The sequence below is a fragment of the Photobacterium makurazakiensis genome, from assembly GCF_050336715.1.
GTDB lineage: Bacteria > Pseudomonadota > Gammaproteobacteria > Enterobacterales > Vibrionaceae > Photobacterium > Photobacterium makurazakiensis.
Map to the genome: position 1 here is coordinate 101,281 of NZ_JAKJSJ010000015.1, position 11,766 is coordinate 113,046.

The window sequence follows — 11,766 nt, forward strand, 5'->3', positions numbered from 1 at the left end:
TTGCTAATAACGGCTTGTGATCGATGGTGATCAACTTGATCTGTAGAGTACGTCAATATTATGGGTGATAATGTAAAAATTAATCAATAGGTATTGCATAAGCGTATTAATAAAAATCAATTAATGTGATTCATTATTATTTTTCTTTATAATTCAGTTGTTTATATATTCGTTGTGGTGGTGTGAAAAACCTTATACTACTTATGTTAATAGGCTATTACTTCTAATGATAAGAAACTTAGATGTATTAATTATAGATCTGATGAAAATGGCATAGATAATTCAAGCATAAAGTTACCATATGAAAACGAAAATGCTAGAATCAAGCTGTTATTAATTAAATAGGCGGTAAAGATGTCAGACTTAATGAGCACCTTAACGAACTTAAGAACACTTCGTTCAGTAGCGAAAGAAATGTCACTAGATGCACTTCAAGAAGGTTTAGAAAAATTTAAAACAATTGTGACTGAACGTGAAGAGCAAGAAGCTCAATCTAATGCTCAAAATGCAGAAAAAAATGCATTAATTGAAAAATATCGTCTGATGCTACAAGAAGAAGGAATTACACCAGAAGAGCTACTTGAAAAAGTTCAAGGAAAGAGCAGTACTAAGCGTGCTCCTCGTCCAGCTAAATATAAGTTCCTTGATGAAAATGGTGAAGAAAAAACGTGGACTGGTCAAGGTCGTACACCAGCAGCATTGAAAGCTGCATTAGATGACGGTCGTTCATTGAAAGAATTTGAAATCTAATTTCAAACTGATGAACCTTTGAGTTCATCATTATTGTATTAGCGCTCAAACATACTTAAAGATGCAGCGAAGGCGGAACACTCATTGATGCCCAAGTCTCTTTTGCTGAATTAGAAAACGCGCGGAATCGAGAAGCCTGCACTATGTGCAGGCTTTATTTTTATGATATAGACAACGATATATTTGAGCACATTAGGCTGAGCCAAGGTAGTGACAGCGTTATTAACGCATCGTTTGAAAATGGCCAATAATTTTGGTGACTTCCCGGATCCTTCTAATAAAGCTTTGTTTTGATGCTCGTTCAAACTCAGTATGATCACCGTCACCAAATGGACCAAAACCATCCAAAGTTGGTACGCCTGCACCAGCTAGTACATTGGCATCGCTGACGCCCCCACGCTGTTCTGTGAGTAAGGGATAACCGAGTAGTGATGATAATGTTTCAACTAAGTGCTGCTGCTCGACAGTAGGCACCATTACATCACGCTGCAAACCGCCACTGATTTTTGTGGTAACGCCTTCAACGATAGGTGAGGTAACCAATGTTGGTATGGCGTCGAGTAAGCGGTTTTGTTCGCTGACTTGGGTAAACCTCGCTTCGACCATTAGTTGAGCATTAGGTGAGATAGTATTGGTACTAATCCCTCCATTAATTTTACCGACATTGACTGTTGTACCTTGGTCAATATTAGTTAGCTCAGTCAATAAAATAAGTAATTTAGCAGCAACGAGGTTAGCATTTTTACCTGTTAGGTAATGATTACCAGCATGAGCTGCAACGCCCTTTATATCAATACAAAAAGTCGCAACGCCTTTACGACCATCAACAATTTCATGGTTCTTACCTGCAGCTTCAAAATCAAGGCATGCGCAGTAGTGATGAGCAATACTTTGAGTAACAGCTTTACTGTCATCGCTACCTGTTTCTTCATCAGAGACTAATAAAAAATCGACGTTATTTAATTGCCCTACCTGATTGTAAATTTCACGTAGAGCCGTCAGTGCAACGAAGTTGCCGCCTTTCATATCGCATGCGCCAGGCCCGTAAATCCATTCGTTATCTTCTCGGAATCCTTCAAATGTATTGGGTGGGAATACCGTATCTAAATGACCTAATAACAGTAGCCTTGGTTGGTTAGTCGTTATAGGGCTGGTAAACAAGAGATGGTTGCCAATTTCCTTACGGTGGAAAACCTCTGTTTGCATCCCAAGTTCTTCTAGCCAACGTTGCATTAGTTGGCCATTGGCATCAACACCTACTTTATTGTGGGTCCAAGAGTTGATATCTATCAATTGTTGTAAATCCGCAAAGTCGACCTGTGTCACTTCCTCTCTCCTTGGTCATGATTCTTGAAGTTATTGAATATACTTTTTGCAAACATGAACTTTGATCACTGTTATCAAAAATATGCAACATTAAGCTATCAAACTAGATTAACATCGTGCAGTGGCATACTGCATGCTTTTTAGTAACTATTGTCAAAATTGAGGAGTGATCATGCCTAGCCATCGTGTCGGCTTATGGATGTATCAAAATTCTGGTGGAACAGAAATTGAAAAAAAGATTATTACCCAACTAAATGACAGGAATATTGCCGTCATAGCGGGGCTAGATCTTCGTAATGGGACTGCGAATAATGGCAATATTTTTTGTAATGGCCATATGATGGACGAACTTGATTTGTTTTTTTCATACAACGCGGGACAGCAAAGCCATTACCAGATGTACATGTATCAGGCGTTAAGCAGCATGATACCGACAATCAATAGTTTTTCAGCCTTTGAGTTAACGGAAGATAAGTTTCGTACTGCACATTTACTCAAGCGACATGGTATTCCAACCTCTGATTATATTGTCTGTAATAAAGATAATATTCAGCAATTGAAAGAGCATTTACATTTTTGGCAAGGAAAAGCCATATGTAAACCGGTCAATGGCTGGGGAGGGAAGGGGATTATCAAGATTGAAAGCGAACGAGACCTTGATCTAATTTGTTCTTATATTACTGATCATAGTTCCCCGCAGTTCTATATTGAACGAGTTATTGATAATGATTTTTCTGACTACCGCATAGACATTGTCGACAATAAATTTGTTGCTTGCTATGGCCGAAAGGCGGCGAAAGGAAGCTGGAAAACTAATGTTTCTAGCGGGGGGAGCGTGATAGTTCGCGAGCCAAATCCTGCTGTCGTTGAGCTAGCCTTGAGAGCTGCAAGGGCCACAGGGCTCGAAATAGCAGGGGTAGATATTATTTATGATCTTGAGCATCAGCAATATGTTGTCTTGGAAGTGAATGGTATCCCTGCCTTTGCGACCCCAGAGCAAGAGCGAAACGGCTTGGATTTTAATGATAAAAAAATTGGCTTTTTAGCTGATTTAATCGAGCGCACAGTAACAAACTCACCGCTAACTGAAATAACAAACACTATAACAACAGATAATGCTGTAAAGGAAAAAGACTATGACCACCTCTAACCAACCCTTACCTAAAATTGGCTTATTGTATTTAGATCATGTATTACGTTTCTTTGATACATCTAACTTTAAGGGTTGGCCAAATAAAATTGAAAAAGTCACTTATCATTGGGGAAATGATAAGCAACGTTTTATCAATGAAGTGAAAAACAAAAAAATTGATGTTTTGATTGGCAATATTCCTGCAACAGCGTATGAGACGTTTCGTGATATTGCACGACAGCTACCGAATGTTCGGTTTATTCCGTCAATGGATAGCCAGTTTAGTAATAAATCGAAAGAAAACGTCACGCATTTTTGCGAGAAGTACCAGCTACCCATTCCGGCAACAAAAATATTTTATCAAGTTGATGAAGCACTAGCGTATTTGCATAATACCCAGTACCCAAAAATTGTTAAACGCTCTTATGGACCGTCAAACTATGGTGGCTATTTTGTCCATAAGGTTGATAGTGTTGATGAAGCGGTACGGTTATTTACCCAAAAACGTTATTACCCGGCATATATTCAAGATTTTGTGCCAATGAAAGCGGATATTCGTGTGATGTTGGTAGGGCACCAACCAGTTTGCGCATTCTGGCGTCGACCACCTGAAGGTGAATGGTTAACGAATACTAGCCAAGGTGGCAGTATGGATTACCAAGACGTGCCACAGGAAGTATTGGATCTTGCCGTTAAAGCATCAAAAGCTGCCAATGCTGAGTATTGGGCCTGTGATATTGCTGTGAGTATGGATGATGATTACACCATTTTAGAGTGTGCGACGGCATTTGCTGCATTCCCTTATATTCGCGATTGGATTGGACAATATCTAATGTGGCTGCTTGCCCCTCAGCACTTCAAGAAACCTTTTTTTGCCCACAAAAATTGGGAAGAAATTGGTAAAATTGATGCATCACTGCTGCGTACCATGCGTCATATTTCTTTTGGTCAACCGTGCTATTCCACTGATACGGGTGAATATGCGCCTGCGGATGAGCAGTACCGCTTACTACGTACAGAAGATCAGTCATTAGAAGAGTGGCCAAGTGAAGCATGGAATTTTCAGGATTTGAATAAGCTTGAATCATCCAATCCGTATGCCATTAATAACCAGCATCAACAGTCACAGCTACAAGCGATGGATACAGGAATTGAAGAGTGCAAACGCCCAGTAGGGATATACGATACTACTACGGAAATAGCATCCGATGCAGTAGCAGTGAATGCCATGACAGAAGAACAGCTTTTTTCATTTTTTATCGGAGTGAAAGGAGTGGGTAACGCATTGGCATCAGATATTTTGAATACACTTGGCGTTGAGGGGGCTTTAAATGCATTAAATCATGCACCAGAGCAACTGACGACGGTTCGTAACCTTAAGCAGAAAAAGCTGGAACTCATCATTGATAGCTGGCTAGAGCATGAGCTTACGGTGTAAGGGAGCGTGATGAAAAAACAATATCTATCGTATCAAGATACGATCGACTTTCTAACGCAAGCGATGGAGAAGTATCCCAACTTAATTCGATTAGAAAGCATTGGTGATACACATGAAGGTCGCCCGATTATGATGGTGACCGTATCACAGGATGTTGCCTATGCGAATCTAAAGCCTGCGTTACTTTATACGGGAACCATTCATGCCCGAGAGTGGATTGGGATAGAGCTTGCGGTTAATTTCATTCAGTACATCTTAGATAACTATCCAAGCAACCCCGATGTAGTGGAGGCGCTTACGCGCAATACACTGTATATGGTGCCGTGTTTAAACCCTGATGGGTTTGAGTACTCACGAAAGCAGTTTTCATTTTGGCGTAAAAACCGACGTGATAACGGTGATGGGACGTTTGGTGTTGATTTAAATCGTAATTTCGGGGTTAACTTCCACCGCTCGTCAGACACACAGTCAAATATTTATGGTGGTCCGGCTCCTTTTTCAGAACCTGAAACTCAGGCAATAAAAGGATTTGTCGAAACCCATGAGAATATTCGCATTGCCTTGGATTATCATTCGCAAGGTAACGTTTTCTTTCCTGCTCATAAGTTTAATCACGAAGCAGAGATTGAAGGAACCGATCTGAATATTTTGTGTGCCAATATGGCGAAAGAAATTTATAAAGTAACGCAACGAAGTTACGGTATTCACCGAGGGAAGCCGCCAGCGAATCTAATTCATGGTAGTGGGCGAGAGTACTATTATGATCGCGGCATTATGGCGACGGTTGTAGAGGTCGGTAGCCGTAACATTCCCGATTATTTGATTAATATGTCGCAAAGTGTAGATGAGAATATTCCTGCATTGCTTTATGCGCTTAGAAGCGCGATTAATTACTCAGATCTTGCACCGAAACGCCCTGAAAATTTCACAATAAAAGAGTTAACATCGAATCAAGTTGAATTAACGTGGGATCTTTCCGTAGGTGAAGAGGGCGGTTATTACGAAGTTTATCGTAGCGAATTGCCAAAGCATCACTGTACGCGTGGAAACCTCATTGCTATCACGTCTAACAGTAGTTATACCGACAAACAACTGCAGTCTGGTCATCGCTATTTTTATAATCTGCGTAAAGTCGATCGGGTGAATAAAATAAAATCACCTTTTGCCCCAGAGGTGAAAATTAAAACCAGTTTAGATAAGGACGAGTATTCATTCACCTTGTTTCCTCGTCAGGATCAAATTGGCTATGTTGGTGAGTTAACATCTTCTGCTAATGCTGATCATTTTGGCCATAATTCGCTGTTTATCGGAGTGAATAAAACCAAAGGTGTCTGTTACGGTGTGATTGACTATGACATGGATCGTATCCCGAAAGATGCCATCATCAAGAAAGCGATATTTTCACTATATCCAATGAACAGAGTAGGGGCGAAAATTGAGAATTATGGTGAATGGTCGGTCTCTATACTTGATCCTGAAACGATTAACACGATCAGCGATTTTGATGAAATTAATGCAGCACTACCAATCCAAACGTTAGGTAATGCGATTGATTCTGATCAGTTAACACAAGGGATCTGGAAAAGCTGGCGTTTTACCGAGGTTGAAAAGCAATTAGTTCAAGACCAACTAGAAAAAGGTCGCTTACTGCTGCGTATTCAAGGCCCCGATAATTTACCGCTGGGCAACGACTCGCAGATGATGCAGTTTGATATTGGCTATGGGCGCTTTGGTGGCGGTATCCATTATCGGCCTAGTCTTGAAATTATTTATACGCGGCGGCCTTACCACGTAGCTGTTGTACCAAGCGAATATCACACAGTGAGCCAGAGCGGGGTTGAGGCTTCTGTGCTTCGTTGTGGTTTTGATAAAAACGGTGAACGAGAATTTGGTCAGGTGGCTTTTCCATTAGATTGCATTGGTGATCAGTCTGATATCGTGATCACCCAAGCCTACCTTGAAATCGAAAGTGAATCGTTAAATGGTATCTCTCAGCCCATGCGTTTTGTAGTCGATCTGGCGGAACTTGACGAGCTTAGTTTAGACAGTGTGCTTAATCGTGAAAAGGTCGAGTATGTAGGCTATGAAGTGAGTAGTCGAGAATTGTCACAGACTCCTAAACAAACATTTATGTTTGATAGTTCTGCAAGGCAACATCTGGAACGGCTACATGATGAAGGTAAGCCAGCTAATTTTATTATTCGAGCAACGTCTGCTTCAAAACAAAAAGATGCGATAGTTAACTGGATGGCATTGGAAGATGGGCAGAAACCACAGTTAGTACTTGAGTATATAGAACGTAGAAAGTCGCCGCTATCAGCCCCACAATCATTGGAAGCGGAGTTAGTCGATGGAGCCGTAAAGCTTACATGGTCAAACCCTGAATCTTCCGATTTTGTTGGAACGTATGTGGTTCGCAATAGCTTTCACCCTCCGCGCTCACCTTTTGACGGGGTGAAGTTATACGCAGGGAAAGACAGTTTCACGTTTGATAAGTTTGGCAATGCCAATATAACTAAATACTACTCGGTGTTTAGTTACGACAATGTACCTAATTACTCATTACCGACTACCGTGATGTTTAGTAGTGATGAAGTGATTACTATAGAGCATGGTGATTTTGAAGCACAAGATGAAGCTGAGCAACGTTACCGAGAAGGTGATTAGGGTCCGACCATAGAAAACAAAAAAGCCTGCACAATGTGCAGGCTTTTTTGCTTCTCTACGAGAATATGGTGGGCGATACCGGGCTCGAACCAGTGACCCCCTCCTTGTAAGGGAGGTGCTCTCCCAACTGAGCTAATCGCCCGTAAAACGGGTTGTTGCTTGGGRTTAATGCAACATAAAACTGGTGCTCGCTACTGGACTCGAACCAGTGACACCTTGCATGTCATGCAAGTACTCTAACCAACTGAGCTAAGCGAGCAAATTGTACTTTTTTGACAATAAGCAAAAGCWTATTMTCTAAATWTGGTGCTCGCTACTGGACTCGAACCAGTGACACCTTGCATGTCATGCAAGTACTCTAACCAACTGAGCTAAGCGAGCAAATTGTAAGCTTTAAATAGATTAAATATTAAAAACTTATGTACGACCTAATCGGCTGTCGTACTGTGTTCCCTAGGAACAAGACGGATATTAAACACTTCATTCTGGACGTGCAAGAGCAACTATCGATAAATTCAGAAAAAAAAGTTCATTTGCTTACTGTTTGTTCAACGCGTTCATAAAACTGGTCAATATGATTAATTTTACGCCAGCAGTTATCGCTGGCGTAAAGGTAATTAATTGTTATTGAAGATTTTATATGGCTTTTTCTGTTGCTTCTTCAAGCGCCTCGAAAAGATCTTCGAAAGATTTTGTGAGTTTATGTGTGGGTAAAAGATGAATTAATGGCTTTTGATGGTAATGGGATTCTTTCATTTTGATAGAAAGTGGTAGATAAGGTTTAAGGATAGGTAACCCGAGTCCTTGTAAGTCATTAATAATCTGTGCCGGGAATTTGGCTTGGGCGTTGAACATATTTACAATCACCCCTTCAACCTCAAGTTTCGGGTTATGATCTTCGCGTAGTTCTGCCACATTGTTCATTAAAGTTATGAGTGCTTGTTGCGAAAAGCTATCACAGTCAAATGGTATTAATAGCTTTTGTGCTGCAATAAGAGCTGCTTTACTGAAAAAATTAAGGTTTGGTGGTGTATCAATATAGATACGGTCATACGTTTTCTCGAGCTCTTCAAGCGCATCGCGTAGCTTGTATATTTTATAACGGCGTTCTAGTTCCGATTCAATTTTTTCTAATTTAGGGCTAGAAGGGATAAGGTCGAGATTGTTAAATGTAGTCGGTTGGGGAAAGTCTTTCATTGGCGTTGAAACAGAAAACCAGCCAACCGTTTGATTGAGTAAATCAGCAATGGTTTTATTACTGTCACTGGTAATGTCGTAGCCAAGATAATGACTACTATTACCTTGTACATCCAAGTCGATGAGTAAAGTTTTGTAGCCATTTGCCGCGCTAAGTGCAGCGAGGTTTGCGGTGATGCTAGATTTACCGACGCCACCTTTTTGGTTAAATACCACCCGACGCATAAATGTTTCCTACCTTGGAATATGTTTATTCAGAATACGTTACCTGAGCTGAATATGAGCTGCAATGCTTATTTAAGTAACTCGTGATCAGGCGGTAATAACCGTGAAATCCACAACACCAACTTATGCTTCATATTGGGGCCATCTTCTTGATTTGTTGCCAGAGGAGTGATTTGTTTGGCGTTAACCAATAAGCGGTAAATGCATTCGACTTTATCTTTTGCTGACACAGTTTTATCTAAATCACCGTAGCCTTGCTTTTTAGCGAAAGCAAAACCCAATTCAAGCGCTTTTTTTAATAGTTTGGCTTCATTCTTATGTTTTTTCATTACTGGTTCCAGTCGTCGCATATCGTCTGTTCATAGTAGAGATTATGGCGGGGTTTTAATAGCCTGATTTATCAATTCTTTGCATTAAAACCTAACTAGTTAAGACCTACTTTTATGTTACAGCGCTTAAATGTACGCTGCCAAAATTCCACATGTCTTAATGTAGCCTCACGAAAAGACTGATGTAGTTGTCCAGCGATATAAAAATGGTAGTAAGCAGAGAGTGAATCATTAAGCTTGAGTTGGGCTGATAATAAAGGCGCTACGATGGGTTGGATCTGTCGATATTGAGAGTCTAATTCAGCGAGATAGCGTTGAATATTTGTTGCAAAGTACTTGTAGAAGACGTTGCTTAGGTATTGTACCTGTTGTTGGTTTCTATTCGCGCCACAAATGATGGTGTTTTCTTTTTTTTCGAGCATCAGTGTAATGCTTGATAGCCACTCGGTAGCAGTTGCCATTGAAAAAAAGAGCTGCCCTAAATAATGGTGAGGATGAATTTTTTCTTGATGGAATAAGATTCTTTCAGCTTGTGAATTAGAGATGCTAGATTGTTGGTTAATCGCGTCTGAAAGGTGGCGTAGGTATGTGAAAGCATCAATCGCTTCATTAAACCCATAGAATTCATTTAGCGAAAATGGTCGATGATGCAACCTGAATTGCTGACGCCATTCTTGCCCTGTTGTCATCATATTCCAGAGATAAAAGGGAAGTTGTTTTTTCTTTTTCTGTTCAAATTCGAGAAGAATGCCACTTAACTCATTGTTTTCATCTATGGTCGATAAGCAGTGTGATAAGCCATTGAGTAAGAGGATCTCATAACGTAATTGACGTGATTGATCTTGTACTTTGCCCAAAACTGAATTTCGCTCGGCAATAAGGTGAAATAAGCCGCATGCTTTTAATTCATAAGCATCCAGTAAGCCGATGCGTATATCGTCGATGGGTAAGGTGAGCGATCTAGTTGAGGGAAACTCAATGTATTCTATTTTATTGGGCTTTGAAGGCTGCGCATCAAGGACACTGGCAAGGCGCTGACTGTAATTGCTGAAATTTGTTGTAGCCGAGTTTTGGTCACAGCCTGAAACTAAAAGTAACAAGAACAATAAAACAACGCTGTTATGCATGAACCACTAGCCATAAAGTCATTTTATTAATTATACGCAGCAAAACAAAAGGCGACCAATGGCCGCCTTAATATTCTGTTTTTTAACTCAGCTTCGCGTTATCTTTGCGACATCGCTAGCTGGCTCTCATCATCTTGACGGTGAATCCAGCGAAGGCGTGTTGCTAGCATTATCGCTGCAGCCGTTAAGCCGATGATGTTACCGATCCAGAATCCATGTGGTCCCATAGGGTCACCGAGCCAATCGGTCATACCTAACACGTAACCAATGGGCAGTCCTAAAATCCAGTATGCGATAAACGTACGGATGAAAATTGCCCGCATATCTTTGTAGCCACGTAATGCACCAGCAGCAACAACTTGGATTGCATCAGTGCATTGATAGATAGCAGCAAGGAAGAGTAGTTGGCCCGCGATAAGTATAACTTCCGGGTTATCGGTATACATCAATGCAATTCGTTCGCGGAAAACCACGGTTAATATTGCTGTTAACATAGCAACGATTAGGCCGACAATTAAGCCACAGCGAGATGCAATTTTAGCTTCAACAAGATCTTTCCGTCCCAGTAAATGGCCCACGCGGATACTCAGCGCGGCACCAATACTCATTGGGATCATAAAGATCAACGATGAAAAGTTACTTGCTACTTGGTGTGCTGCTACCGTGATAGAGCCTAGTGGTGAAATCAATAGTGCGATAGCGGCAAACAGTGACACTTCAAAAAAGATTGAAGCTGCAACGGGCAAACCAAGCTTAAACAAACGTGCGATTGCAGACCATTTAGGTTTATACCAATGGCTAAATAAACCAACACTGTTAAGGCGTTTATTCAGCTTGATATAGACGAGCATTGAACCAAACATTAGCCAGTAAACGATGGCAGTTGCTACACCACAGCCAACGCCACCGAGTGCAGGTGCCCCAAACTTACCGTAAACAAAAATCCAGTTCAGCGGGATGTTGGCGGCAAGGCCGATGAAGCCAATGACCATTGCAGGTACTGTTAGTGATAAACCTTCAGAGAAACTTTTAAGTGTTTGAAAAAACAAAAAGCCAGGTACAGCAAATAACACGGCATTGAGATAACCAATGGTTTTTTCTGCCAGGGCCTCTTCAACATCCATCATGTTGATTAATGCACCAGCATTATATAGAACAAGAATTATCGGAACAGAGATGATAGCGGCGAGCAAAAAGCCATGTTGAACTTCGAATGGAATTTTATCTTTTTTACCTGAGCCATTTAAGGTCGCGACTATGGGTACCAGCGCGATGAGCAAACCCACACCAAATAATATTGATGGAAGCCAGATACTTGCAGCCACTGAAACGGCGGCCATATCAGTAGCGCTTACGCCGCCAGCCATAACGGTATCGACGAAACCCATTGAGGTTTGGGCCACAGATGCGATAAGAACTGGAATGGCTAGTTTGAGTAAATGACGTGTTTCACGCCGATAATTATGCACGGAAGCGCTCCTGATGGACCTGAAGGTAAAAAACGCGTGAATTATAACGGTTTAGTGGTTTGAAACAATTGTTCTGTGAGTAAATGAAAGATATTTAATAATTTAA

At 40.9% G+C, this 11,766-nt stretch carries 9 protein-coding genes and 3 tRNA genes; 4 read left to right on the forward strand and 8 right to left on the reverse strand.

The window, feature by feature from the left end; genetic code table 11:
* Positions 1–354 precede the first annotated feature (354 nt).
* Positions 355–750, forward strand: a complete 396-nt coding sequence (locus tag L4D09_RS07655; protein WP_428456898.1) for an H-NS family histone-like protein — start codon at positions 355–357, stop codon at positions 748–750.
* Positions 751–972: 222 nt separating this feature from the next.
* Here L4D09_RS07655 and L4D09_RS07660 read toward each other — a convergent pair whose 3' ends face one another.
* Positions 973–2,076, reverse strand: a complete 1,104-nt coding sequence (locus L4D09_RS07660; RefSeq protein ID WP_428456899.1) for a M20 family metallopeptidase — start codon at positions 2,074–2,076, stop codon at positions 973–975.
* Positions 2,077–2,248: 172 nt separating this feature from the next.
* Between L4D09_RS07660 and L4D09_RS07665 the strand changes: the two genes are divergently transcribed.
* Genes L4D09_RS07665 through L4D09_RS07675 form a run of 3 tightly spaced genes read left to right on the forward strand, consistent with a single transcriptional unit; the run spans position 2,249 to position 7,313 of the window.
* On the forward strand, positions 2,249–3,226 hold the full coding sequence (locus L4D09_RS07665; protein WP_428456900.1) for an ATP-grasp domain-containing protein: 978 nt from the start codon (positions 2,249–2,251) through the stop codon (positions 3,224–3,226).
* Positions 3,213–4,646 carry an ATP-grasp domain-containing protein gene (locus L4D09_RS07670; protein ID WP_428456901.1) on the forward strand — a complete coding sequence of 478 codons (1,434 nt, stop codon included), beginning with the start codon at positions 3,213–3,215 and terminating at the stop codon, positions 4,644–4,646. The genes L4D09_RS07665 and L4D09_RS07670 overlap by 14 nt, the downstream gene beginning before the upstream one ends.
* A 9-nt stretch (positions 4,647–4,655) precedes the next feature.
* On the forward strand, positions 4,656–7,313 hold the full coding sequence (locus tag L4D09_RS07675; protein ID WP_428456902.1) for a M14 family zinc carboxypeptidase: 2,658 nt from the start codon (positions 4,656–4,658) through the stop codon (positions 7,311–7,313).
* Between the two features lie 66 nt (positions 7,314–7,379).
* Here the strand turns inward: L4D09_RS07675 and L4D09_RS07680 are convergent.
* The 7 genes from L4D09_RS07680 to L4D09_RS07710 all read right to left on the reverse strand — a co-directional run bounded on the left by L4D09_RS07680 (position 7,380) and on the right by L4D09_RS07710 (position 11,660).
* Positions 7,380–7,455, reverse strand: a tRNA-Val gene (locus L4D09_RS07680).
* 40 nt (positions 7,456–7,495) lie between these two features.
* Positions 7,496–7,572 (reverse strand) — tRNA-Val (locus L4D09_RS07685).
* A 45-nt stretch (positions 7,573–7,617) separates the two neighbouring features.
* Positions 7,618–7,694, reverse strand: a tRNA-Val gene (locus L4D09_RS07690).
* A gap of 255 nt (positions 7,695–7,949) precedes the next feature.
* A complete protein-coding gene (locus L4D09_RS07695; protein ID WP_428456903.1) occupies positions 7,950–8,735 on the reverse strand; it encodes a ParA family protein in 786 nt (261 codons plus the stop codon).
* Positions 8,736–8,803: 68 nt separating this feature from the next.
* Positions 8,804–9,064, reverse strand: a complete 261-nt coding sequence (locus tag L4D09_RS07700; RefSeq protein WP_428456904.1) for a DUF5062 family protein — start codon at positions 9,062–9,064, stop codon at positions 8,804–8,806.
* A 95-nt stretch (positions 9,065–9,159) separates the two neighbouring features.
* Positions 9,160–10,191: a DUF3080 domain-containing protein gene (locus tag L4D09_RS07705; RefSeq protein WP_428456905.1), complete on the reverse strand. Its 1,032-nt coding sequence runs from the start codon at positions 10,189–10,191 to the stop codon at positions 9,160–9,162.
* A gap of 98 nt (positions 10,192–10,289) precedes the next feature.
* Positions 10,290–11,660: an MATE family efflux transporter gene (locus tag L4D09_RS07710; RefSeq protein ID WP_428456906.1), complete on the reverse strand. Its 1,371-nt coding sequence runs from the start codon at positions 11,658–11,660 to the stop codon at positions 10,290–10,292.
* Positions 11,661–11,766 lie beyond the last annotated feature (106 nt).